Origin of the sequence: Stenotrophomonas nitritireducens, from assembly GCF_001700965.1 — a bacterium.
Classification (GTDB): domain Bacteria; phylum Pseudomonadota; class Gammaproteobacteria; order Xanthomonadales; family Xanthomonadaceae; genus Stenotrophomonas; species Stenotrophomonas nitritireducens_A.
In genome coordinates, this window is the sequence record NZ_CP016756.1 from 3230035 (window position 1) to 3253437 (window position 23403).

The 23403-nt window shown below is 65.4% G+C and carries 21 protein-coding genes; 5 read left to right on the top strand and 16 right to left on the bottom strand.

The features are described from left to right. Nucleotides 1–2: 2 nt before the first annotated feature. The 5 genes from BCV67_RS13550 to BCV67_RS13570 all read right to left on the bottom strand — a co-directional run bounded on the left by BCV67_RS13550 (nucleotide 3) and on the right by BCV67_RS13570 (nucleotide 6044). Nucleotides 3–1385 (bottom strand): peptidylprolyl isomerase, encoded by a 1383-nt coding sequence (locus BCV67_RS13550; RefSeq protein WP_062169173.1) that lies wholly within the window; start codon nucleotides 1383–1385, stop codon nucleotides 3–5. Next, entirely contained in the window at nucleotides 1382–3817 is a 2436-nt protein-coding gene (gene lptD / locus BCV67_RS13555) for an LPS-assembly protein LptD (protein WP_062171749.1), read from the bottom strand. Before lptD ends, BCV67_RS13550 begins: the two co-directional genes overlap by 4 nt. Nucleotides 3818–3913: 96 nt before the next feature. Continuing rightward, complete coding sequence (locus BCV67_RS13560; RefSeq protein ID WP_062169172.1) at nucleotides 3914–4837, bottom strand: histone deacetylase family protein; 924 nt, start codon at nucleotides 4835–4837, stop codon at nucleotides 3914–3916. A 56-nt stretch (nucleotides 4838–4893) separates the two neighbouring features. Beyond that, nucleotides 4894–5448: a cob(I)yrinic acid a,c-diamide adenosyltransferase gene (locus BCV67_RS13565; protein WP_062169169.1), complete on the bottom strand. Its 555-nt coding sequence runs from the start codon at nucleotides 5446–5448 to the stop codon at nucleotides 4894–4896. 14 nt (nucleotides 5449–5462) lie between these two features. Next, on the bottom strand, nucleotides 5463–6044 hold the full coding sequence (locus BCV67_RS13570) for a hypothetical protein (RefSeq protein ID WP_062169166.1): 582 nt from the start codon (nucleotides 6042–6044) through the stop codon (nucleotides 5463–5465). Between the two features lie 115 nt (nucleotides 6045–6159). Between BCV67_RS13570 and ubiH the strand changes: the two genes are divergently transcribed. Then, a complete protein-coding gene (gene ubiH / locus BCV67_RS13575; RefSeq protein ID WP_062169164.1) occupies nucleotides 6160–7371 on the top strand; it encodes a 2-octaprenyl-6-methoxyphenyl hydroxylase in 1212 nt (403 codons plus the stop codon). Beyond that, a complete protein-coding gene (locus BCV67_RS13580) occupies nucleotides 7368–8546 on the top strand; it encodes a UbiH/UbiF family hydroxylase (RefSeq protein WP_062169162.1) in 1179 nt (392 codons plus the stop codon). The genes ubiH and BCV67_RS13580 overlap by 4 nt, the downstream gene beginning before the upstream one ends. 246 nt (nucleotides 8547–8792) lie before the next feature. On the opposite strand, the gene BCV67_RS20365 is transcribed toward BCV67_RS13580, so the two are convergent. The 10 genes from BCV67_RS20365 to BCV67_RS13630 form a co-directional block, all read right to left on the bottom strand. Beyond that, complete coding sequence (locus BCV67_RS20365; protein WP_428999520.1) at nucleotides 8793–9209, bottom strand: EF-hand domain-containing protein; 417 nt, start codon at nucleotides 9207–9209, stop codon at nucleotides 8793–8795. A gap of 32 nt (nucleotides 9210–9241) precedes the next feature. Next, nucleotides 9242–9550, bottom strand: coding sequence for a hypothetical protein (locus BCV67_RS13590; RefSeq protein WP_231732390.1), 309 nt, complete (start codon nucleotides 9548–9550; stop codon nucleotides 9242–9244). 111 nt (nucleotides 9551–9661) lie between these two features. Beyond that, on the bottom strand, nucleotides 9662–10384 hold the full coding sequence (locus BCV67_RS13595) for a hypothetical protein (RefSeq protein WP_062169158.1): 723 nt from the start codon (nucleotides 10382–10384) through the stop codon (nucleotides 9662–9664). Nucleotides 10385–10445: 61 nt separating this feature from the next. Beyond that, nucleotides 10446–11351: an SMP-30/gluconolactonase/LRE family protein gene (locus BCV67_RS13600; protein ID WP_062171745.1), complete on the bottom strand. Its 906-nt coding sequence runs from the start codon at nucleotides 11349–11351 to the stop codon at nucleotides 10446–10448. 381 nt (nucleotides 11352–11732) lie between these two features. Next, nucleotides 11733–12788, bottom strand: a complete 1056-nt coding sequence (gene rlmM, locus BCV67_RS13605) for a 23S rRNA (cytidine(2498)-2'-O)-methyltransferase RlmM (RefSeq protein ID WP_062169156.1) — start codon at nucleotides 12786–12788, stop codon at nucleotides 11733–11735. A 156-nt stretch (nucleotides 12789–12944) separates the two neighbouring features. Further along, nucleotides 12945–13505 (bottom strand): nucleoside deaminase, encoded by a 561-nt coding sequence (locus tag BCV67_RS13610; RefSeq protein WP_062169154.1) that lies wholly within the window; start codon nucleotides 13503–13505, stop codon nucleotides 12945–12947. A 265-nt stretch (nucleotides 13506–13770) separates the two neighbouring features. After that, nucleotides 13771–16047 (bottom strand): TonB-dependent receptor, encoded by a 2277-nt coding sequence (locus BCV67_RS13615; RefSeq protein WP_062169152.1) that lies wholly within the window; start codon nucleotides 16045–16047, stop codon nucleotides 13771–13773. 252 nt (nucleotides 16048–16299) lie between these two features. Beyond that, nucleotides 16300–17040: an acetoacetyl-CoA reductase gene (gene phbB, locus BCV67_RS13620; RefSeq protein ID WP_062171742.1), complete on the bottom strand. Its 741-nt coding sequence runs from the start codon at nucleotides 17038–17040 to the stop codon at nucleotides 16300–16302. 30 nt (nucleotides 17041–17070) lie between these two features. After that, the gene (locus BCV67_RS13625; RefSeq protein WP_062171739.1) at nucleotides 17071–18399 is read right to left on the bottom strand and encodes a CitMHS family transporter; all 1329 of its coding nucleotides are present in this window, start codon (nucleotides 18397–18399) and stop codon (nucleotides 17071–17073) included. A gap of 42 nt (nucleotides 18400–18441) precedes the next feature. Next, nucleotides 18442–19587: an OprO/OprP family phosphate-selective porin gene (locus tag BCV67_RS13630; RefSeq protein ID WP_062169150.1), complete on the bottom strand. Its 1146-nt coding sequence runs from the start codon at nucleotides 19585–19587 to the stop codon at nucleotides 18442–18444. A 216-nt stretch (nucleotides 19588–19803) separates the two neighbouring features. Between BCV67_RS13630 and BCV67_RS13635 the strand changes: the two genes are divergently transcribed. From BCV67_RS13635 to BCV67_RS13645, 3 genes are read left to right on the top strand one after another with little or no spacing between them, the layout of a single operon-like run. After that, nucleotides 19804–20493, top strand: a complete 690-nt coding sequence (locus BCV67_RS13635) for a response regulator transcription factor (protein ID WP_062169148.1) — start codon at nucleotides 19804–19806, stop codon at nucleotides 20491–20493. After that, complete coding sequence (locus BCV67_RS13640; RefSeq protein WP_062169146.1) at nucleotides 20480–21865, top strand: sensor histidine kinase; 1386 nt, start codon at nucleotides 20480–20482, stop codon at nucleotides 21863–21865. The genes BCV67_RS13635 and BCV67_RS13640 overlap by 14 nt, the downstream gene beginning before the upstream one ends. Nucleotides 21866–21873: 8 nt before the next feature. Beyond that, complete coding sequence (locus tag BCV67_RS13645) at nucleotides 21874–22911, top strand: ABC transporter substrate-binding protein (protein WP_156455977.1); 1038 nt, start codon at nucleotides 21874–21876, stop codon at nucleotides 22909–22911. Nucleotides 22912–22918: 7 nt separating this feature from the next. Here the strand turns inward: BCV67_RS13645 and BCV67_RS13650 are convergent, their stop codons facing one another. Then, nucleotides 22919–23335 carry a hypothetical protein gene (locus BCV67_RS13650; RefSeq protein ID WP_062169143.1) on the bottom strand — a complete coding sequence of 139 codons (417 nt, stop codon included), beginning with the start codon at nucleotides 23333–23335 and terminating at the stop codon, nucleotides 22919–22921. Between the last annotated feature and the right edge of the window lie 68 nt (nucleotides 23336–23403).

Genomic DNA, 23403 nt, shown 5'->3' on the forward strand with positions numbered 1-23403 from the left:
GATCAGGGCTTGGCCGGTTCAGCCGGCGTGCTGGCTGGCGTACTTGCCGGAGTACTGGCTGAATCTGCGTTGCCTTCGGCACGGTCACCGCTGCGGAAGCTGACGTAGGCTTCGCCACGCAGCTCCTGCAGGAAGCGGTTGTACTCGTCGTCCAGCTTGCGGCGGCCGATCTGTTCACGGATCTGCGCACGCTTGTTGTTGTCGCTGACGTCGGTCTGGCGCGAACCCACGCGCTGCACGATGTGCCAGCCGGCGTCGGTGCGGAACGGGGTGCCTACGCCGTTGTCGGCCAGGCCTTCAACCTGCTTGCCGAACTCCGGACCAAACGCATCGGCCGGGAACCAGCCCAGGTCACCGCCCTGGCCACGGCTGTTGGTGTCGTCGGAGGACTCCTTGGCCACGGCCTGGAAGTCGGCACCGCCGTTGATGCGTGCACGCAGGGTCTCGATCTTGGCCTTGGCGGCGGCATCATCGACCTGGTCGGTGACCCGCACCAGGATGTGGCGGGCGTGGTATTCGGTGACCTTCTGGCCGTCGCCGCCGGCGTTGCCGTCACGCACTTCCACCAGCTTGAGCAGCTGGAAGCCGCTCGGGCCACGGATCGGGCCAAGCACGTCGCCGGCCTTCATGGTCTTGATCTGGTTGGCGAACGCATTGGGGATTTCGTCGGCACTGCGCCAGCCCAGGTCGCCGCCTTCCAGCGCGTTGGGGCTGTCCGAGTAGCGGACGGCGGCAGCGGAGAAGTCCAGCTCGCCCTTGTCCAGCAGGCCCTTGACGCCGTCGACCTTGCTCTGGCCGGTGGCGATCTGCTCGGCGCTGGCGCCTTCCGGCAGTGCGATCAGGATATGTGCCAGATGGAACTGGGCACCGCCGGCGTTCTGCTGGGCCAGTGCGGCATCCACTTCACCTTCGCTGACGCTGATGCGGCTCTGCGCGAAGCTCTGACGCAGGCGCTGGGTGATGATTTCCTCGCGCACCGAGTTGCGGAAGTCGGAGAAACCGATGCCGTCCTGGGTCAGGCGCTGGCGCAGGCCATCGACCGTGGTGCCGTTCTGCTGGGCGATGCTGCTGATGGCGTGGTTCAGTTCCTCGTCGCTGACGCGGATGCCACTGCCGTCGGCGCGTGCCACCTGCAGCTTGACCAGCACCAGGCGCTCGAGCACCTGCCGTTCCAGCACCGCGTCAGGCGGCAACTGGGCCTCGCGGCCGGCGTACTGGCTCTTGATGTTGGCAACCGCACGCTGCAGTTCGCTCTGCAGGATCACGCCCTCGTCAACGACGGCGGCGATGCGATCCAGCGGTTGCGTCTGCTGTGCAACAGCCGGGGCGGCAACGCCGGAGAACGCCAGCAAGGTGGCGAGAACTGCAGGAAGGGTCTTGGTCATGGAATCTGGTTGGGATCGTAGTCGTCGTCGTTCGCTTCGATGTTGCTTGGCGGAACGAGGTAGAGGTCGTCTCGGTTGTAGCCGAGAATAGCACGGCGCAAGGTGCGGTCCGTGTCCTGTCCAACCGAGCTCAGGCCCTTGAGCACGAACTCGATCTGGAACGAATTGTTGAGGTCACCTTCGCGGTTTTTGACGTAACGGCGGGCCAGTGCGCGCACGGCCAGGCAGCAGCTGTCCCACTGCACGCCACCAATGATTTCCAGCGGCTTGCTGTCGAGCATGGAGTAGTAATAGCGGCCGACGATGCTCCAGCGCGGGTTGATCGGGTACAGGAAGGAGAAGTCCGCCTGCTTGAGCTGTTCCTGGCCGGTGGTCGGGTTGCCGCGGTAGCGGTAGCTCAGGTTGATCACGCCGTCGTCGGGCAGCAGGTAGCGCGCACGCACGCTGGCCAGGTCTTCCTTGCGGAACTTGGGATTCCACTGGTAGGTGGAGCCGAGGGTCCAGCGGTCGGTCAGCGCCCAGTTGAGGTCGGCCACCCAGGCGGACTTGCTTTCGGCAACCACCGGGTCGCCGGGGTTGACGGTGACCCGGGAGTCTTCGAAATAGGTGATCTGGCCAATGCTGGCGGAGAGCTTTTCGCGGCCATCGGCCTGGCGGATCAGGCGCGTGGTCAGCGCCGCGGTCAGCTGGTTGGCATCGTTCTGGCGGTCGGCGCCGGTGAAGCGCGAGTCGCGGAACAGCTGGCCCCAGCTGAAGGTGAAGGCGCGGGTGTCGAACAGCGGCAGATCCGACTGGTCGCGATACGGCGTGTTCAGGTAGAACAGGCGCGGCTCCAGCGTGTTCAGGTAAGACTTGCCCCCCAGCGTGGTCTCGCGGTCGAAGAACAGGCCCATGTCGAGGCTGGCGATGGGCATGCTGCGGGTCGGCGAGGTATTGCCGCGCAGCTGCTCCGGAGTGGCGGTGGCCGGGTCGATGCCGGCGGCCCGCAGCTGCTGGGCGCGGATGTCATCGGCCAGTCCGCGTTCCAGGTCATAGGCGGTGTAGCGCCAGGCCAGGGTCGGGGTGATGTACCAGGACGCGCCGCCCAGCGGCATCGAGATGTAGGGCTTGATGTCCAGGCGGGAACCACCGTACACCTTGGCAACATCGCCGGTCCGGATGTATTCGCCATCGGCATCCTGCGTCTTGTAGCGGATATCATCGTGGGTGAAACGCACCGCTTCGGCATATACGCCGGCTTCAAACCAGCGGCCGAAGGTCTCGTCCCAGGTGGCGAATAGACGCGGTTGGCGGCTGTAAGGCAGCGACGCTTCGGTCAGCGTGTAATCGGTCAGCTGCCACTCGTCGGCCATGATGCCGGCGGTCCAGGCGCGGCCGGTGCCGTACAGGCCAGCAGTGCTCTGCATGTTGGAGGCGGTGATGCCGTTGAGGCGGTTGGCGAAGTCCTCGACGTAACGTTCGTCGCTGACCCAGGCCAGGTTGGCGCGCGCCTGCCAGTGCTTGTCGATGTTGTGGTAGCCGTTGAACGACAGGCTGCTGCGATCGCGATCGCGCAGCGAGTCGTTCGGCAGGTAACTGGTGTCGAGCTGGCCACGGCCGCCGGAGTACAGGTAGCGGAACTCGTTGTTGAGCATCAGCCCGCGCTTGCTCATGTAACGCGGGGTCAGGGTGTCGTCGTAGTTCGGCGCCAGATTGAAATAGATCGGCTGCGCGTAGTCGAACCCGTTGCGCCCGGACATGCTCAGCTTGGGATAGAGCAGGCCGGTCATGCGGCGGTCGTCGATCGGGAACTTGAAGTAGGGCGCATACAGCACCGGCACCTTGCCGATGCGCAGCACCGCGTTGCGCGCGGTGCCGAAGCCTTCGTCGTTGTCGACGTCGATCTGCGGCGCCACCAGCTTCCAGATCGGCTGCGAGGGATCGCAGGTGGTGTAGCTGGAGTGGTGCATCTGCCCGGTCGAACCCTGCAGGTCCACCGAGTCGGCCGAGCCATTGCCGCGGCGGGATACCAGCTGGTAGCGGATATCGCTGATCTTGTGCGAATCGGTTTCCTGGTTGCCCTCGGCGCGCTCGGCCACCATGCGGATCGATGAATCCGAATAACGGACATTGCCTTCGGCGATGTAGTTGCCGGTTTCGGTGTCCATGCGCAGGGTGTCGGCGCCCATGAACTGGTCGCCACGCTTGAGCAGCACGTTGCCCTGGTATTGCGGCACGGTGCTGGTGCCGGTGAGCTCGTTGCCTTCGATATCGGTCGGCAGCTGCTCGCGGTTGGCGGCCGCCGCGGGATCGACAGGTGGTGCCTCGTCAAAGGCCGGCAAGGTGTCGGTGGCCGGGCATAGGCCCCAGTTCACCGGCTTCTCGTCAGCCCAGGCGGGCAGGCAGATGGCAATGCCCAAGGGCAGGGGAAGCAGGCGGAGAGCTCGGCGCACGCGGTTCGCATTCGGGGGAAAACGGCCGCTAGCTTGCCGCATCGACTGCATGGGGGCAATGAAAGCCTGCCGGGCGGGCCGGGCAGGGTTCATCCATCAAGGGGTTGCGAGCAGTTCCTGGACGTGGGCGACGCTGCATTCGCGCAGCGCCTGCAGGTCGTAGCCGCCTTCCAGCATGGACACCACGCGGCCGCCGCAATGGCGTTCGGCAAGCTTGGCCAGTTCGGCGGTCAGCCAGCCGAAATCCTCGGTTTCGACCATCAGGTCGGCCTGGGGGTCGCGCATGTGGGCGTCGAAGCCGGCCGAAATGAACAGCAGTTGCGGCCGGAAGGCCTCGATCTGCGGCAGCATTTCATCGGCCCAGGTGTTGCGGAAGCGGAAGCCGCCGCTGCCCGGTGGCAGCAGGATGTTGCAGATGTTGCCGACCCCACGCTCGCGCATGGTGCCCGAGAACGGGAACAGGCCGGACTGGTGGGTGCTGTAGTAGGCGACGTTCGGGTCGGCCTCGAAGATGGCCTGGGTGCCGTTGCCGTGGTGCACGTCGAAATCGACGATTGCCACCCGCTCCAGGCCGTACTTGTCGCGGGCGTAGGCGGCGGCCACGGCGATGTTGTTGAACAGGCAGAAGCCCATCGCGGTATCGGCGGTGGCGTGATGACCGGGCGGGCGCACCGCGCAGAACACGTGCCGATTGCCTGGCTCCAGCATCACTGCATCCACCGCGGCCACGCCGGCGCCGGCCGCATGCAGGGCGGCACTGGCCGAGCCCGGCGAGGTGAAGGTGTCCAGGTCCACGCGCCGCAGCGGCGCGGTCTGCACCTGCAGCACGGCGTCGATCAGCTCGCGGGTATGCACCCGCGCCAGCTCGCCGAGCTTGGCCGGCGGGGCATTGCGCCATTCCAGCTGGTCGGGGAACGCCTCGCGCAGGGCCGAAATGACGGCGTGCAGGCGCTCCGGCGACTCGGGGTGGTCGATGCCGGGGTCGTGTTCAAGGCAGGCGGGGTGGGTGAATACCAGCATGGCCGCACTGTAACCGGCGCCGCCGCGCAGGCGCGGCGGCGTCTAGGAGGGAGGGATCAGCCGTGACGGCGCTCGTGGTTCCACAGCACCTCGCCCTGGCCATCGGCCCGGGCAAGCACGCGGGACAGCACGAACAGCAGATCCGACAGGCGGTTCAGATAGCGCACCGCCTCGGCCCGGATGTCCTCGACCCGGGCCAGGGCCACGGTTTCACGCTCGGCCCGGCGCACGATGGTGCGGGCCAGGTGGCAGCGCGCGGCACCTTCGCCGCCGGCCGGCAGGATGAAATCCTTCAGCGGCGGCAGGTCGTCGTTGTAGCGGTCCAGGTGCTGCTCCAGCGCGTCGATATCGGCGGCATGGATGGCGGCGTGGCCGGGGATGCACAGCTCGCCGCCCAGGTCGAACAACTGGTGCTGGATGATGGTCAGCAGGTCGCGCACGTCCTGCGGCAGCGTGACGGCCAGCAGCACGCCGATGGCCGAGTTGGCCTCATCGACGGTGCCGTAGGCGTTGACGCGCAGCGAGTCCTTGCCGGTACGGCTGCCATCGCCCAGGCCGGTGCTGCCATCGTCACCGGTGCGGGTGTAGATCTTGGAGAGGCGGTTACCCATTGCTCAGCGCCGCCTTAGTGGGCAATGCGGCCAGCGGCCGACTGCTTGTGGGTGGCTTCAACGGCAACCTGTACCAGCGCGGCGGCACCGATGTACATGGCGGCACTCTGCATGTACGGCAGCAGCCAGTCGCTGTAGTTCTTGGCCCAACCGGCGAAGCTCGGCTCGGCGACCGAGGCGCTGATCCAGTAGAAGCTGCCCTGCGCGATCAGGTGGCACAGTGCCACCGAACCGATCACGGTGACCGCCAGCAGGCCCAGCGACTTGAGGCTGGCGCCGCTGTAGCAGCGGCGCAGCAACAGGCCACCGGCCCACATCGCGAAATAGGCCGGGATCAGCATCCAGTAGGCGGCCGAGACGCAGTAGTGCTGCCAGAAGTTCATGCCCTGGCTGGAAATCACCGCCCAGTCGACCACCACGGCCAGACCCATCAACAGCGGGAACGCCCAACGGGTCCAGTTGCGCAGGTAGAAGCCGCCGATGAAGAACACCGCCCACGACGCGTCCGGGACCGGTGCAAAGTGGTTGATGCGGGTGCCAGCCATCAGCAGCACGAGCAGGGACAGGATGAAGGCGCGTTGGACGTTGGCGGTCATGGGTGGCGGTTTCCGTTAATCAGACCACCATTCTAGCCGCAGTGGCGGTGAACCTGCGGTTGCGCTGCGGCATGGGCCCACGCAACCGCAACAGTGATCCCCGTATCATTGGCCCATGAGCAAGAACCATGACGTAGTGATCGTCGGTGGCGGACTGGTCGGTGCCAGTCTGGCCATCGCACTGGACCGGCTGGGGCTGGACGTGGGTCTGGTCGAGGCCACCCCGGGCGGGGTGATGCCGGCGGTATTCGACCAGCGCAACCTCAGCTTTGCCGCGGCCACGGTCAATGCCCTGACCGCGCTGGGGGTGATGCAGAAGCTGGCCAACCCGCCCGGCCCGATCCGCCGCATCCATGTCAGCCGCGCCGGTGATTTCGGCCGGATGGTGATGCAGGCCAGCGATTACGGACGAGAGGCCTTCGGCCAGGTGGTGGTGGCGCGTGACTTCGGCGAGGCGCTGGAAGCCCGGCTGGCCGAGCTGCAGCACCTGACCCGCTACCGCCCGGCCCGCTTCGTCGGCCTGGGTGCGAGCAGCGCTGGCCGTCGCGAGCTGATCCTCGCCGACGAGTCCGGCGAACAACGCCTGCAGGCGCGGCTGGTGGTCGGCGCCGATGGCACCCGCAGCGCGGTACGCCAGGCACTGGGCATTGACGTCAGCGAACACGATTACCAGCAGACCTTGTTTGTGGCGCGGGTGCGCGCGGCCAAGGCACCGGATGGCAGCGCCTATGAGCGCTTCACCGATACCGGCCCAACCGCTCTACTGCCGCGTGGCGACCGTCACTACGGCGTAGTGCACGGTGTGGCCCGCGACCAGGCCGATGCGGTGATGGCACTGGACGACGCGGCGTGGCTGGCGCGGCTGCAGGGCGCAGTGGGCTGGCGTGCCGGGCGGCTGCTGGAAAGCGGCCCGCGCAGCGCCTACCCGTTGATCCAGGTGCTGGCACAGAAGCTGGTGGGAGAGCGCGCGCTGTTGCTGGGCAATGCCGCGCAGACGATCCATCCGCTGGGTGCGCAGGGCTTCAACCTGGGCCTGCGCGATGCGCTGACCCTGGCTGAGTTGATTGAAGATGGCGCACAGGATGCGGGCAGTGATGCACTGCTGCATGCCTATGTGGCGCGGCGTGGCCCGGACCGCGAGCAGACGCTGGCGTTCTCCGACGGGCTTGCGCGTTTGACCAGCAATGCCACATCGCTGATACGCCCGCTGCGCAGCCTGGGCTTCGTCGCTGCGGCGCAGGCCCCGGCGCTGCAGTCCTTCCTGGTCGGCGGAGCAATGGGCTTCCGTGGTCAGGTGCCCGAACTGTGCAGGAGCGAAGCGCGATGAGCCGACGTGGGCAATGGGATGCGGTGATCGTTGGCGGTGGCGTGGTGGGCGCAGCCTGCGCGCTGGCGTTGGCCCAGGAAGGCCAGCAGGTGGCGCTGGTGGAAGGCCGCGAGCCGCCGCCGTGGTCGCCGCACAAGCCGGACCTGCGGGTGTTCGCCTTTGCCGCGGACAACGCTGCTCTGCTGGACACCCTGGGCGTATGGAAACAGGTGGACCAGTCCCGCGCGCACGCTTATCGGCGCATGCGGGTATGGGATGCCGCTGGCGGGGATGATCTGACCTTTGACGCCGATACACTCGGTCGCCGCGAGCTGGGCTGGATCGTCGAGAACGGCCTGCTGGTGGACCGTCTGTGGGCGGCCTTGCCGGCGGCGGGGGTACAGCTGTACTGCCCGGCGCGGGTGGAGGCGATGGAACAGGATGCGCAAGGCGTGCGCCTGCGCCTGGACGATGGTCGCCGCGTCGAAGCTTCCATCGCGATTGCCGCCGACGGCAGTGAATCCACCCTGCGTACCCTGGCCGGTCTGGATGTCAGCCGGCATGACTACGGCCAGCGCGGCGTGGTTGCCTACGTGGACAGTGCCTTGCCGAACGAAGACACCGCTTGGCAGCGTTTCCTCGCTACCGGCCCGCTGGCGGTGCTGCCGTTTGCCCGCAACCGCAGTTCCATCGTCTGGACCTTGCCGGATGCAGAAGCCGAGCGCGTGCTGGCACTGGACGAGGACAGCTTCAACCGCGAACTGACCAATGCCTTTGCCGGGCGTCTGGGCGAAATGCGGCTGGCGTCGGCGCGGGCGGCATTCCCCTTGCGTCGGCAGCTGGCCAAGGCCTACGTCGCCGGCCGTGTGCTGACCCTGGGTGATGCCGCGCATGTGGTGCATCCACTGGCCGGGCAGGGCGTGAACCTGGGCCTGCGCGATGTGGCCGGCCTGCGTGATCTGGTACGCGCGGCAAAACAGCGGCGTCAGGAGTGGAGTGCTCCGCACCGGCTGCAACGCTGGGCGCGGATGCGCCGCAGTGAGAACACCGTGGCCGCCTACAGTTTCGATGCGATCAACAAGGTGTTCTCCAATGACGAGATGCACCTGACCCTGGCGCGCGGTGCGCTGTTGGGCTTGGCAGGGAAGATGCCGCCGTTGGTGTCGCTGTTCTGGAAACGCGCGTCGGGGCTATAACCGGCCGCGGAGCACCGCGATTCCTGTAGTGCCGAGCCATGCTCGGCAGAGGCTTTGCCGGTGCACCGTGATGTAGTGCCGAGCCATGCTCGGCAGAGGCTTTACCGGTGCACTGTGACGTAGTGCCGAGCCATGCTCGGCAGAGGCTTTACCGGTAATGCCCCAGCCGAGCATGGCTCGGCTCTACACGGTTTGGATGTATTGCCGGCTTCGCGGCTTACGCCGCTCCCACAATCCACACCCGCGTCAGCGTAGCCAACCGGCCAACTGCGCGCGCGACAGCTTGCCGCGACGGCCGCTATCCAAGGCATTGAACTCATCTGCCAGGGCCGGATTGGCCTGCGCTTCTTCGCGGCTGATGAAGCCATCGCCGTCCACATCCATTGCGTCGAAATCGATGCGGTAATTGCCGATCACGCTGTCGGGCTGGATCGAACGCACGGTGACTTGCGCTTGGTCGCTCGGCATCAGGATCTGTGTCGCGTGGGTGACCTTGCCGGTGGACAATGGTTGCTCGCGCACATGCACCGGCACATCCACCAGCGGGGCGGTGACCGCGCCTTGTGGGGGCGCGGTCTGCGCATGCAGCGTGGTGAATGGCAGGGCGGCACACAACAGCAGGGCAAGGCGTGGGGCGGTGGACACGGGGCACCTCTGGGTCAGGGGAATTGCCAGCTTGGCACCGCACCCGCCGCTTACTTCTTCAGCCAGCCTTCCAGTTGGGCCTTGCTCAGGCGGCCGCTGTGCTGGGTGTCGATGGCATCGAATTCGCGTTCCAGGGTTGGGTCGGCCTTGGCTTCCGCACGGCTGATATAGCCGTCGTGGTTGCGGTCCAGCTTGGCGAAGTCGATATGGTAATCGCCTTTGATCGAGTTCGGTTCCTCGGAAGTCACGGTGACCGGGGTGCCGTTTTCATCCAATGTGACCTTGCCGGTCTGCTGTGCAAATGCAGGGACGGCGGCGACGCAAAACAGCAGTGTGGGCAGCAGGCGGAGCATGTTCATGATGAATGTCCTTCCTCGCGGTGACGGCATGTCACCGCGCCGATGCTGGTCCCTGCAAAGTTAATTGCCGCTCAAAATTACATGCGTCTAATGCGGCCCGTTGCTGAAGGTTCAGCCCGGAATGAAGGGAAAAACCAGCTTCAGCAAGCCTTTCAGGCCGCCTTCGGCGGTGGAGCTGATGGCCTTTGCGCCCAGGCTGTTGAGCGCACGGCGCAGATCGTCCCAACGCAGTTGGGTGACATCCTTCTTCAACAGATCGGCGACTTCCTCCGAGGCCGGTGCGAGTTTCTTCAGCGCATCCAGCGTGGCCTGCGGATCGGGCTGAAGGTAGTTCCAGCGTTCGGCGATCTTGAGCAGGGTATCGAAGCGCACCGCCACTACTTCACGGTTGCGCTCGTACACCGGAATGGCCCCGACATCGAGAATGGCCTGTTCGAAGCGCTGCGCATCATCCGGGTGTTCGATGCGGATGGCGAGGAAGCCTTCCTTGCGGCTGCGCTCGGTGACATGTTTGGACCCGGAGCGCAGGTTGGCTTCGGTCAGCACCGCGGCGACGATGCGCTGCAGGGCGGCATCGCCTTCTTCCGGAACCAGGGCGCGCCAGCGCGCATAGCCATCGCGACGCAGGCCCTTGACCTTGGCCGGCGTGACCCGCAGTTGCAGCGCAACGGAGGCATTGGAGTCGCTGCGGTTGATGGCACCATCGCGTTCGATCAGCACGAAGATCAGCAGTTCCAGGTCGCGTTTGGTCAGCGACTGGAAACCCTGCATCAAGGTCAGGCGCAGGAACTCGTTGCCGAAGCTGGCCGGGTCTTTCAGTTCGATGGTGTGCATGGCTTTCCTCCCATGGCTACAGCATGCCTGATATGGATTGCAGCAGCTGAGACTGCAGGCTTCAGGGTTTGCCTGATGGCTGCAGCCCGTATTCACGACCGGGGCGATCCGCCTGGAAGGTCTCCACCGCGCCCCGGTCCTGCAGGGTGACGAAGACCTGGCGGCCATCATTGCCACCGAAGGCGAGGTTGCTGGGCTTGCGGCCTTTGAGCGGAACCTCGCGCAGCAGCGCGCCTTGCGGTGACACCACCGCAATCACCCCAGCGTCGTAGCGGGCGATGTAGAGGTTGCCATCGGCATCGCAGCGCATGCCGTCCATACCGTGCTCGTCGAAGCGGATCAGCAGACGCTTGTTGGCGAGGCTGCCGTCGTCGGTGCGGTCGTAGACCCAGACAGTGCGTTGCACGCTTTCGTTGACGTACACGCGCTTGCCGTCGGGGCTGACTTCGATGCCGTTGGTGGTACCCATCCCGGTTTCCAGCAGGTGCACCTTGCCGTCGCGGTCGATGCGCCATAACTGGCCTTCGTCGATCTTGGTCCAGTTCGGATCGCTGGCGTAGAGCGTGCCGTCCGGAGCCAGCGCGATGTCGTTGGGCTGATGCGCGTCCGGCAGGTGGGCGAACAAACTGACGGTGGTGCTGCCCGGCGCGACGCGCAGGATGTTGTGGCGTGCGTAGTCGGCGATATACATCGTGCCATCACGGCCAAAGCGGATGCCGTTGCCGATGCTGCCGTCGGGCAGGGTGAGGAACAGCGTTGCCTTGCCGTCTGCGTCGACGCGGCCGATGGTGCCGTCCTTGCCGATATTGACTACATATAGCGCACCGTCAGGACCGGTGGCCGGGCCTTCGATGCCGCTGGTGAAGATGCCATCGCTGACGTGGTCGCGGGCGATGAAGTCTTCGGCTGCAGTGGCGGCGCTGCTCAGGGTGATGAGCGTGGCGGCGGCGAGGCGGGCAAGGGTGATCTGGCGGGCGATGGCGGCAGCCTCCGTGTTGGTGGAAGCCGGAGTGTGCCAGAGGGTTGGGGTGGAGCGGAGTGTGGTTGCGTGGGCAACCATGGCAGTGGCTTGTTGTTTCCAGGTGTTGCTGCGGCTTTTGCTTCGGCGTTGGCCGTTGGCCGTTGGCCGTTGGCTGTTGCCGTTGCCGTTGCTGTTGCTGTGGCTTTAGCTGTTGCTCTTGTCCCTTCTCCCGCAAGCGGGAGAAGGTGCCCGCAGGGCGGATGAGGGGGCTTTGGCTTTGCTGTTGTCACTGGCTCAAGGGGCCAAAGTCCAAGCAAAAGCTGAAAGCACGAGCAGGAGCTGCCCTCACCCCAACCCCTCTCCCGCTGAGCGGGAGAGGGGCTTCAATCAAAAGCCCTTGGCTCTTGGGGTCACAAACACCGTGATTTCCTCACGGTCGTGATACAGCTGCTTGGCGCGGATGGTCAGCGGCTTGCCGGCCTTGTCGGCGAACAGGTCCAGGCACAGGCGGGTTTCATCCCAGCGCTTCTTCATCGGCAATTTCAGATTGAAGATGGCGTGCTTGCACCAGCCCTCGCGCAGCCAGGTGCCCATGCGCTCGGCAACGCGGCGTGGCTGTTCGACCATGTCGCAGACCATCCAGTCCAGGGGCGTTTCCGGCTGCCAATGGAAACCATCGGCACGCAGATGCTCGACCAGACCGGTATCCAGCACGTGCTGGCGCAACGGGCCGTTGTCGATGCTGCTGACACGCAGGTGTTGGCGGGTCAGTACCCACGTCCAGCCACCGGGTGCCGCGCCCAGATCGGCCGCGCGCATGCCCGGTACCACCAGTGCTTCACGCTCTTCAGGCGTAAGCAGGGTCATGAAGGCTTCTTCCAGCTTCAGGGCCGAACGCGAGGGCGCATCCGGCAGCAGCTTCAAGCGCGGGATACCGAGCAGCCAGGGCGCACTGTCGCGGGTGTCGGCCACGCAGACGAAGGCGTGCGTGCCATCCACAAACACCACATGCAGGCGCGGCAGCTTGCCGTTGGGCTTGTCGGTGAGCAGGCCGGCCTTGCGCAATGCCGGGCGCAGCGCATTGCCGAAGGCGCGGGCTAGCCCGGCCAGCGGCTTGCCGGCGTCCGAATCGGGGTGTTCCACCCACAGATCGCCAAAGCGCTGCTGGCCTTCCAGTGCGGCAAGGATCGGGGTGATGCGGTCGGTGGCATCGAGCTGCGGCAGCTCGGCCAATACCCGCAGCTTCTGGCGGGCGAAGATCAGCTCGCGCCAGGGCAGGCGTTGGTCCAATGCTTCGGCTTCATCGGTGACAAACACCACGTAGCCATCGTTGCGCTGGGTGCGGGCATAGCCGGCAATACCGGCCAGACCTGCACGTTCGTTGAGTTCGCCGGCCAGTTCCGGTTCAAAGCCTTGGCGGCAGTAGCAGAGCAGGCCGGTCATGGAATTCCTTGGTGTATTGCGGGTGGGCTTGCTTCTCCCGGCGGGAGAAGCAAGCCCGTAGGGGCGGATGAGGGTAGGTCAAGCTTGATAGCAGACAGCATGCGGCCTGCCGGACCCTCATCCCAAGCCCTCTCCCGGAGGGAGGGGCTTTGAGAATCAGTAACGTGCGCCGTCGTTCTTGCCGTAGCTGTGCAGTACCGCGCGGGCGTCGTCGCGGTTGATGCCCTGCACGACCTCGATGCCGCGCTTGTTCAGTTCACCGGCCCAGTCTGCGGGCAGCGGGCCTTCGTCGAACGGGGTGAGTTCTTCCACGTCGGCGGCGCTGGCACCGATCAACAGACGGTCGATACCGGCCCAGACGGTGGCGCCGTAGCACTGGCAGCAGGGCTGCGAGGAGGTGGCCAGGGTGATCGGCGACAGCAACGCGTTCAGACGCGGCGTGTTGAGCTTCTGCTGGGCCAGCATATAGGCCATGTTCTCGGCGTGGGCCAAGGAGGTGGCATGCGGCACAACGCGGTTCACCGCAGCAGCAATCACCTTGTGATCCGGACCGAACACCACCGCGCCGAACGGGCCGCCGCTGGCGTGTTCCACGTTCAGGCGCGACAGCTCGATTGCCAGCGCTACCTTGTCCGCATCGCTGGTATAGGCACGGTCGGCATCGACGGCGTCGTGGATCCAGACGGGGAGGGTGAGGTGAACCTGGGCGTGCAGCATGATGATGACCGGCGTTGTGGCAAAAAACGGCGGTCAGTTTAGCGGACTGGGGGGTTGGGGCGGGTTTGCTGGTGGGGGTTGTTCAGGTGGGGAAGCCTGAAACGCCGCTTGAGCGTGAGCGGAGGAGTGCTCAGCTCCTCCCCTTTGGCCTAGCCAAGGGGGAGGTTGGGAGGGGGTGGCTTTTGTCTGTGACTTTCAGGATTGCCTCGAAAAGCACCCCTCCCCAACCCTCCCCTTCGCTTCGCGAAAGGGAGGGGGCAAAGGCTTAAAACTCCGCACCTACCGTCATGAAGATCTGCCGTGGCGCGCTGGCGTGAATCGCGTAACGGGTGCCGTTGGGGTCGGTCGGGGCGAACGAGCTCAGCTGGCCGGCGTAGCGCTTGTTGCTCAGGTTGGTCACGTTCAAGGAGACCTTGACGTTCTGCAGTCCCAGCCCGGGGCCGAAGCTGTAGCCGCCGCCGGCATCGAAGGTGGTCACGCCGGGCACCGACTGGTCGTTGGTATAGGTGTAGTAGCGCTTGCCGGTGTACTTGCCGCGCAGGCTGGCAAACCACCCGTCGCGGTTCCAGCTCAGCTCGCTGGAGGCCATGCGTTGCGGCGTGTCGACGGTGATCTTGCCGGCGACCGGCACTACCGCGCCACCGGAGACATAGTCGTCCTCATAGGTGGTCTTGTTCCACGACAGCGCGTTGTACCACTGCAGGCCATCCACTGGCTTGAAGATGAAGGTCAGCTCCGCGCCCTGGCTTTTCACCGAGCCGACGTTGATGAAACGGGTGATGCATTCTGGGCGCGTGCCTACTTCAATGCTGGTGCAGGGATTGAGCGAGAGCAGGCGGTTGTCGAACTTCACATGGTAGGCCGCCAACGAGGCCTGGTACTTGTCACCGAAGCTGCGGAAGCCGGCCTCGAAGGTCTTGGATTTCTCCGGCTCCAATCCGGCACTGGCGGCAAAGGATTCCGGTGAGACCTGCAGCGGACCACCGCTGCCACCACCGACGAAGGCGGCGATGTTCTCGGCATAGGACGCAAACAGCTCGTTGTTGGCATTGAGCTTGAAGCCAACGCCGAGCTGCGGCAGCAGCGATTCCTTGGCGGTCAGCGTGCCCGAAGCGAGCTTTTGCTCGGTGCCGGGTTTGGCGGTGGCGCGCATGCGGGTGTTCGGGCTCTTGATGCCGACATCCACGGTCAGACGCTGGTCAAGGAAGCGCATGCGGTCCTGCACGTAGAACTGGCGGGTGCGGATATCGAAATCCTGGTCGAACAGGCGACGGTCCGGATTCTTCAGGTAGGTGTCGTCGAGGAAGGGGCCGTCGATGTAATAGAAGTTGCGTTCGACGTTGTGGTCGTTGTGCTCGAACCACAGCCCGGCTTCCAGCTCATGGATGCCGACATTCCACGCCAGCGCCGCGGTGATGCCCTGGCGGTCGATGGTGTAATTGGTGCTGCGGATGGAGATCGGCAGCATGCGATCGGTGCCCGGATAGGACGGTTGGCCCGGCGCCCACCAATGGCCCTGGCCCCGGTTGTCGTGGTGATAGGCCAGCAGCTTCAGGTTGAGTTCGTCACCGAGATGCAGGTTGGCATCGAGCGAATACAGGTTGTCATCGCGCAGCGCACGGCTCTGGTAGTAGGCATCGTCGATGCTGTTGACGCCGCCGGAGAACGCGCAGCGGTCCGCATTGAAGGTGGCGGGGGCGCAATAGGCTGCCGCCACGGCGCGGTCCCAATCCGGCGCGTAGATGTTCCAGTCGTAGCCAAGCCCACGCTGCAGCATGCTCTTGGACAGATAGGCGTAGTTGGCCTGGCTGACACGCGAAGTGGCGACGAAGGCACCGAAGCGATGATCGCCCACGTTCCATACCGCCTTTGCGTTGAACTGGCGCGTGGTCTGGTTCTGGTGGGGTGCGGCCCACATGTCGGCATCCTGGTGCACGCCGGACACATACGCCGAGAAGCCGTTGATGTCGCCGGTATCCACGCGCAGATAACCGCGGCGCTGGTTGTCATCGCCCACCGTTACGCTGGCGCGGCCGCCGAACACGCTGGACGGGTCCTGCGAAAAATACTGGATTGCCCCACCCAGGTTGCTGGTCGATGCCACACCCAGCGAGCCGATACCCTGCGACAGCTCGGCACCGCCCAGGTTCTCGGCGATGATGGCGCGGGCAATGCTCAGACCGTTGTAGTTGCCATAGCTGTTGTCGCCCAGCGGGATGCCATCGAGCGTATAGCCAAGGCGGGTCTTGTCGAAACCGCGCAGGCTGATGGTCTGCGATTCTTCATTGGCGCCGAAGGCATCATTGGACTGCACCGAGACGCCGGGCAGGCGGTCAAGAATCTTCTGGCCGCTGCTGCCCGGCGGCAACACCTGCTTGTCGACCTCGCCGATGCGCTGCACCTGGCGGGTCTGGCCCTGGCCGATCACCGAGATGGTGTCCAGTGTGTGGGCGGTGTTTTCCGCGTTGGCATCTGCTTCGGCAAGGGCCTGGCTGCTGCAAAGGGCGAGGGTGATGGCGAAGCTGAGGCGTTGGACGTTCATTGGTTACCGGATCCATGGAAAGGCCGGCGTGTGCGCCGGTCCAGCAAGGGTGTCCGACGATTGTTAAAGCTAGTTTACGTAACGGCTTATCCACGGCGTTGTGCCGCATCGCGCTGACCTTGTCGTATTGAAAGCGCGACGCGGTCGAGTTTTCTGTCGTGTTGGCATCGTCAAGCTGCGGCTGCAGCGGGCCTGGAACAGCAAACGCCGCGACAAGCGCGGCGTCTGCTGTGACACCCGGCAATCGTGGTGTCAGCCCATGTACAAGCCGCCGTTGACCGGATAGTCGGCACCGGTGACATAGGCCGCATCGTCGCTGGCCAACCAGGCACACAAGGAAGCTACTTCCTCCGGCTTGCCGAGGCGACGGATCGGCACCGAGGCGGCCAGCCGGTCCAATACATCCGGCGGAAAGCTGCTGATCGCCTGGCTGGCGATATAGCCCGGCGAAATGGTGTTGACGGTGACGCCGCGCGCTGCAACCTCCGCAGCCAGGGCGCGGCTAAAGCCGTGCATTGCCGCTTTCGCGGTGGCGTAATTGACCTGGCCGATCTGGCCCTTCTGTGCGCTGACCGAGCCGATGTTGATGATGCGGCCCCAGTTCTGGCTGGTCATGCCATCCACCACCTGCTTGCTCAGGTTGAACAAGGTGTTGAGGTTGGAGGCGATCACCGCGTTCCAGTCTTCACTGGTCATCTGCCGGAACAACATGTCGCGGCTGCCACCGGAGTTGTTGACCAGCACATCCACTTCGCCAACTTCCGCGCGCACCTTGGCAAATGCGGCGGCGGTGGAGTTCCAGTCGGCGGCGTTGCCTTCGGAGGTGATGAAATCGAAGCCGAGTTCGCGCTGTTCGCGGATCCAGTTGGCTTTGCGCGGTGAATCCGGCGCGCAACCGGCCACCACGGTGTGGCCGGCGCGGGCCAGGGTCTGGCAGATGGCAGTGCCTACACTGCCCATGCCACTGGTGACGTAAGCGATACGTAGCGTCATGCTGCTCTCCAATGCGTCAGGTGGTGCCGCTTACGCGGCCAAGGGATACAGGGCGAACAGCAGGCTGCCAGCCATCAGAATCAGTGAAATCAGCACCGCCCACTTCAGGGTGAACTTCTGGTGGTCGGCAAAGTCGACCTTGGCCAGACCGACCAGCAGATAGGTCGAAGGCACCAGCGGACTCAACAGATGCACCGGCTGACCGGACAGCGAGGCGCGCGCCATTTCCACCGGAGTGATGCCGTAGTGGCCGGCGGCTTCGGACAGGATGGGCAGCACGCCGAAGTAGAAGGCGTCGTTGGACATGAAGAAGGTGAACGGCATCGATGCCAAGGCGGTGATCACCGCCAGGTATGGGCCCCAGGCTTCCGGAATCACCGCCAGGAAACCACGCGACATCGCCTCGACCATCCCGGTGTTGGACAGGATGCCGGTGAAGATGCCGGCAGCGAAGATCAACGACACCACCGACAACACATTGCCGGCATGGTTGACCACGCGGCGGCGCTGTTCGGCCAGGTTCGGGTAGTTGATCACCAGCGCGATGGCGAAGCCGACCATGAACAGGATAGGCATCGGCAACAGGCCGATCACCAATGCCGCCATCAGCGCCAGCGTCAGCACCAGGTTGACCCACAGCAGCTTCGGACGCTTGGTGTCCTCGGCATCTTCCACCGTCGGCAGCGCGTCGCTGTCGTCGGAGACGCTCGCGTCCATCCACGAGCCGCCCTGCGGCAGGCTGACCACGCCCAGGCGACGGCGCTCCTTCATGCCCAGATACCAGGCCAGCGCGAGGATGCCGGCGCAGGCCAATACCATTGCTGGAATCAGCGGCACGAAGACATCGGCCGGGTCCACATGCAAAGCGGTGGCCGCACGCGCGGTGGGGCCGCCCCAGGGGGTGAGGTTCATCACGCCGCCGGCGAGGATGGTCACGCAGGTCATGCTCAGCGCGTTCATGCCCAAGCGCCGATACAGCGGCAGCATCGCCGACACGGTGATCATGTAGGTGGTGGAACCATCGCCATCGAGCGAGATCAGCATGGCCAGTACAGCCGTGCCCATCACGATCTTCAGCGGATCGCCCTTGACGATGCGCAGGATGGTGCGTACCAGCGGGTCGAACAGGCCGGCGTCGATCATCACCCCGAAGTAGAGGATGGCGAACATCAGCATCACGCCGGTGGGCGCGATCTTCTTGATGCCATCCAGCATCATTTCATCGAGGCCGGCACCGAAGCCGCCAATCAGGGCGAACACGATGGGCACGGTAATCAGGGCGACCAGCGGCGACAGTCGTTTGCTCATGATGAGATACATGAACGTCAGAACCATGCCGAAGCCGAGGATGGTCAGCATCATCTGCAGACTCCTTGAAAATGAGGAACGGGGAAAAGGGGCTTAGAAATCGAACTGCAGGCGGCCGGTCACCGCGCGGGTGCGATCCAGCGTGGTATCGGCAAGACGGTTGCGGTTGCGGCTGTCGATCAGGTTGAGCATGAAACGCAGGTTGTCGCGCAGGTACCAGTTGCCGGCCAGGGTCCAGGCTTCGGTGCTGCCATTGCGAAGGTCGGCCTGGCCATCCAGATGCTGGCTGCCGCGCATCTGGTCGTAGCGCAGGGCGAGCTCGAACGCGCCAGGCTTGTGGCGGATGTCCTTGATGCGGGCGAAACGGCCGGTCTTGCGGTCGTAGCTGCGCGACTCGCCGGTGACGAACCAGCTGAGCATGCCGTAGGCGGCCATTACTTCGCCGCGCTGTGCGCCATCATCGAAGGTGGCGCCGCTGAACTCGCCCTGCCATGACAGCGGGCCTCGCACCTGCGCGTATTCCAGCGACCATTTGTTGACATCGGTATCGCGGCCGGCCGAGAAGTCGACCAGCGTCAGGCGGCTTTCGTCGGACAGATGCCCGGCCGGGCGTGGGCGGATCCGCAGGGCGGGGACCCCATTCACGCCGGGGTTGTCGTAGGCCTCGCGCGCCAACGACAGGCCCAGGTGCAGCACGTCGCCGGCAGCGGGGCTTGGCGCCCAGGTGACGCGGCCGCCAGCGGCGCGGCCTTTCACCTGCCAGGCATCGATGCTTTCCAGGCTGTAGACGCTGGCCGCCCAGGTCATGTCGCCCCGGTTGGCCTGCCACGATGCACCCAGCCGGTACAGCGGTGCCAGCGTGGTGCCGGCATTGCCGCGTTCCAGGAAGCTGCCGTAATTGGAACCGGTGCGGTCATCCAGCGAGTAGTACTGCTTGAACTGGCCCACGGTCAGGCGCCCGGCATCGCCGAAGCTGCGGCTGATGTAGACGTCCTTGGCCTCGGGGTGGTCGCCGGAAAAATCGGCTTCCAGTTTGTAATCGACCGCGAAGAATTTGCCCGACACATCCAGCCAGGCGCGGCGGATCTCGGTGTCGTCCTTGTTGGGCTTGCCACGGCCGTCGTTGTCGAAGCTGGCGAAATCCAGATGCAGGCGGCCGCCGATGGTGGCGGTGACGGGGCCTTCGTCGTCAGCGGCCAGTACCGGTGCGCTCAGGCACAGCAAGACGGTGGCAGCCATGCTGCGTCGTTGGAAAACGCTCAATTCCACAAACCCTCCCAGGTGCGCGACGGGCGCGCGGAAAACGTGGGCACCGGCTGGTGCGTGGGCGCAGTCTGGAGGGGACTAGCTGTCATCCGCCTGTCAGTGATTTGTGCGCCGCAATAACTTGGGCTGGCACTGCGTCCTGGCGGCATCCGCGTTAGCATTCGCGCCTTCCCGCCACATTCCCCCGCGATGCGCCTGCTGTTGGTTGAAGACAATGCGGACCTGGCCGACGCCATCATTCGTCGCATGCGCCGCAACGGCCATGCGGTGGACTGGCAGGCCGACGGCATGGGCGCGGCCAGCGTGCTGCGTTACCAGAGCTTTGATCTGGTGGTGCTGGACATTGGTCTGCCCAAGCTCGATGGCCTGCGCGTATTGGCCGGCATGCGCGAGCGCGGTGACAGCACGCCGGTGCTTATGCTGACCGCGCGCGATGGCATCGAAGACCGCGTGCAGGCGCTGGATGTCGGTGCGGACGACTATCTCGGCAAGCCCTTCGATTTCCGCGAGTTCGAGGCGCGCTGCCGGGTGCTGTTGCGGCGGGGGCGTGGCCAGGCCAGCGAAGTGATGCAGATCGGCGGCTTCCAGTTCGACAACGCCGCGCACCGTGTCAGCCTGGATGGCGAGGTGATCGAGCTGCCGAATCGCGAATTCCGGCTGCTGGAAATCCTGGTGGGCCGGTTGGGCCAGGTGGTCGGCAAGGATGAGATCGGCAAAGGCTTGTTTGGCTTCGACGACGAAGCCGGCCCCAACGCCATCGAGCTGTACATCGGGCGCCTGCGCAGGAAGCTTGCGGCGGCACCGTTGCGCATCACCACCGTGCGAGGCGTGGGCTACATGCTGGAGGCCTGCGAGGGCGGCACCGATGGCGACGGCTGAGGTCCGCACCTCCGGTTCGTTGCGGCGCACGCTGATGCTGTACCTGGGCACCTTGCTGGCCGTGTTCGCGGTGGCCCTGCTGTTTGCCGCGCGTGATTACGGGCAACGTGCAGCCAACCGTTCCTATGACCATCTACTGGTGTCGTCGGCCTTGTCCATCGCCGATTCGGTGGCCTTGGTTGATGGCCAATGGCAGGTGGACCTGCCGTACGCCGCGCTGGACCTGCTGTCGATGGCGGAGGAGGACCGGGTGTTCTACCGCGTGGCCGACAGCCGTGGCAGCACCATCACCGGCTATGACGACCTGCCGCCCGCGCCACGCAGGCAAGGCCGTTCGCCGCAGTTGTTCGATGCCACCTACAGCGGCGAGACGGTCCGCTTCGTGGCGGTGCGCCGCAGTTTTGCCGCCGCCTCGGCGCAGGGCGAAGTGCAGGTGCAGGTAGGCCAGACCCGCCGCGCCCGCGCCGCCCTGGCGCAGGAAATGGTCAACCGTGCCCTGATCGCCATTGGAGTGCTGTCGGCGCTGTTGCTGGCCTTGGTGGCATTCGGCGTGCACCGCGCATTCCGTCCTCTGGTGCGGCTGGAGCGTGAGTTGTCGCGGCGCGAGCCCTCGGATCTGAAGCCACTGGACTCGCGCGTGCCGCGCGAGATGAACCAGATGGTCGCTGCCTTGAATCGTTTCATGGAGCGCCTGTCCAGCAGCAATGAAACTCTGCGCGCCTTCATGGCCGAAGCAGCGCACCAGATGCGCACGCCACTGGCTGCGCTGCGCGCGCAGGCGCAGCTGGCACTGGATGAAGAAGAACCCGAGGACATGCAGCGCAGCCTGCGCGCGATCGAGCGCAATGCCACGCATATGAGCCGCTTGTTGAACCAGTTGCTCAGCGACGCCAGCATCATCCATCGTTCCAACCTGCAGCGCTTCGCCCCGCTGGACCTGGCCGAAACCGTGCACCAGGCCCTGCACGACGCACTGCCGCAGGCCGGCCCCGCGCCGCGCGTGCAGCTGGCAATCACCACCGGCGTGGTGCAGGTCAATGGCGATGCGCTGCTGCTGCGCGAGGCGATCAAGAACCTGATCGACAACGCCCTGAAGTACGGCGGCGATGGCCCGCTGCAGATCGCCCTGACCGTGCAGGACGCACAGGTCGTGTTGACCATCGCCGACCATGGCCCCGGCATCAGCGCCGCCGACGCGGAGCGCGTGTTCGAACGCTTTGGCCGTGGCGAAAACGCACCGGCCGGCGGTGCCGGGCTGGGCCTGGCCATCGTCAAGCGGGTGGTCGAAAGCCATGGCGGCAGCATCGACCTGAGCAACCGTCCGCAGGGCGGCCTGGTCGCCACCATCCACCTGCCGAGGCACGCCGCATGAGCCGTTTGATGATTCTGTTGTGCGGCGTGCTGCTGGCGTTGCCGGCATTCGCCGCCCCGGGCGATGTACAGCGCTTCCCGGCCAAGGGAGCAGCGAGCGCACAGCTGCGCATCCACGGCACCACCGATATCGAAGTGTTCGCGGTGGTGATCGCCGATTACCAGCGGCTGCATCCGGGCACCGAAGTCGTCTACGAAGACATCATCACCCAGGACCTGTACGCACGTTTCCTGCGCGAGCGCAGCACCGCCGCTGCGCCGGACCTGCTGATTTCCAGTGGCATGGACCTGCAGACCAAACTGGTCAACGACGGCTACGCCTTGCCGCATCGGTCGCCGCAGACCGAGGCGGTGCCGGCCTGGGCGAAGTGGCGCAATGAAGCATTTGGCATCAGCTACGAGCCGGTGGCGATGGTCTACAACACCCGTGCCCTGGCGCCCGGCAAGGTGCCGCACACGCGCCGCCAGTTGCTGGATCTGCTGCGCGCCGGCGATGCGCCACTGCACGGCAGGGTAGGCACCTATGACATCGAGCGCAGCAGCGTGGGCTATCTGCTGGCCACGCAGGACGCGCAGCGCGGCAGCATCGCCGGTGCCTTGCTAGGCGCACTCGGTGACAACGGCGTGGTGCGCGAAGAACGTACCGGTGTGTTGTTGGACCAGGTCAGCAGCGGCAGGTTGTCGCTGGTCTACAACGTGTTGGGGTCGTATGCACAGGCGCGCATCGATGCAGGCGCGCCCTTGGGCATCGTCGAGCCGGAGGATTACACCCTGGTGGTGCTGCGCACGGCGGTGATCCCGCGTAGCAGCCCGCATCCGACGGAAGCCAAGCGCTTCCTCGATTACCTGCTCTCCGCGCGCGGCCAGCAGGTGTTGTCGCGCGAGGCACGGCTGATGCCGATCATCCGCAGCGGCGGCGGTGACGATCCGGGACGGAACCGTCGCCCCATCCAGCTTGGCCCGGGGTTGCTGGTGTATCTGGATGCGCTCAAGCGCCGCCAGTTCCTTGATGCCTGGCGCAGCAGCGTCGAGGCCAAGCCGCGCTGAACAGGCTTCAACGCGCCGGCGCGGCGTTGTCGGTCATCGGCTGGCGCAGGGGATTGGACGTGCCGGCGGCCGCGCACTTGCCCTGCACGCAGCTGCAGCCCTGGATTTCGGGGAAGCCGCAGACGCTCATCATGCCCTTGGCATGGCAGCTGGCCTGCACGCCGGCCGGATCGGTGGCGCTGTTGACGTTGACGCAGGCCGGGTAATAACCGCAGCAGTTACCGACGTTCTTTACTGTGCAATCGGCGTCGACCTTGCAGCTGCTGTCGACCACGACGGGCGTGGCAGCAGGTTTGGCAGGCGTTGTCTGCTCGGCGACCGGGCTGGGCGCTGCAGGTTGCGAAGTTACCGGCGCAGTGGCGGCGGGAGCCGTACAGGCGGTGAGGGCGAGCAGCAGGCTGAGCAGCAGTGACAGACGGAGCATGGGTCAATCCTGATCTGGGCACGCGGCCATGGTAGCCGCGTTGCCCGTGAGCAGGAGGTTATCGGGCT

Coding starts and splice junctions, on each gene's coding strand:
- BCV67_RS13615 (WP_062169152.1), bottom strand. CDS start 16,047: ATGAACGTCCAACGCCTCAGCTTCGCCATCACCCTCGCCCTTTGCAGC.
- BCV67_RS13565 (WP_062169169.1), bottom strand. CDS start 5,448: ATGGGTAACCGCCTCTCCAAGATCTACACCCGCACCGGTGACGATGGC.
- BCV67_RS13570 (WP_062169166.1), bottom strand. CDS start 6,044: ATGACCGCCAACGTCCAACGCGCCTTCATCCTGTCCCTGCTCGTGCTG.
- rlmM (WP_062169156.1), bottom strand. CDS start 12,788: ATGACCGGCCTGCTCTGCTACTGCCGCCAAGGCTTTGAACCGGAACTG.
- ubiH (WP_062169164.1), top strand. CDS start 6,160: ATGAGCAAGAACCATGACGTAGTGATCGTCGGTGGCGGACTGGTCGGT.
- BCV67_RS13630 (WP_062169150.1), bottom strand. CDS start 19,587: ATGGCTGCCACCGTCTTGCTGTGCCTGAGCGCACCGGTACTGGCCGCT.
- BCV67_RS13635 (WP_062169148.1), top strand. CDS start 19,804: ATGCGCCTGCTGTTGGTTGAAGACAATGCGGACCTGGCCGACGCCATC.
- BCV67_RS13650 (WP_062169143.1), bottom strand. CDS start 23,335: ATGCTCCGTCTGTCACTGCTGCTCAGCCTGCTGCTCGCCCTCACCGCC.
- BCV67_RS13595 (WP_062169158.1), bottom strand. CDS start 10,384: ATGCACACCATCGAACTGAAAGACCCGGCCAGCTTCGGCAACGAGTTC.
- BCV67_RS13590 (WP_231732390.1), bottom strand. CDS start 9,550: ATGAACATGCTCCGCCTGCTGCCCACACTGCTGTTTTGCGTCGCCGCC.
- BCV67_RS13550 (WP_062169173.1), bottom strand. CDS start 1,385: ATGACCAAGACCCTTCCTGCAGTTCTCGCCACCTTGCTGGCGTTCTCC.
- BCV67_RS13610 (WP_062169154.1), bottom strand. CDS start 13,505: ATGCTGCACGCCCAGGTTCACCTCACCCTCCCCGTCTGGATCCACGAC.
- phbB (WP_062171742.1), bottom strand. CDS start 17,040: ATGACGCTACGTATCGCTTACGTCACCAGTGGCATGGGCAGTGTAGGC.
- BCV67_RS13645 (WP_156455977.1), top strand. CDS start 21,874: ATGATTCTGTTGTGCGGCGTGCTGCTGGCGTTGCCGGCATTCGCCGCC.
- BCV67_RS13640 (WP_062169146.1), top strand. CDS start 20,480: ATGGCGACGGCTGAGGTCCGCACCTCCGGTTCGTTGCGGCGCACGCTG.
- BCV67_RS13580 (WP_062169162.1), top strand. CDS start 7,368: ATGAGCCGACGTGGGCAATGGGATGCGGTGATCGTTGGCGGTGGCGTG.
- BCV67_RS13560 (WP_062169172.1), bottom strand. CDS start 4,837: ATGCTGGTATTCACCCACCCCGCCTGCCTTGAACACGACCCCGGCATC.
- BCV67_RS13625 (WP_062171739.1), bottom strand. CDS start 18,399: ATGCTGACCATCCTCGGCTTCGGCATGGTTCTGACGTTCATGTATCTC.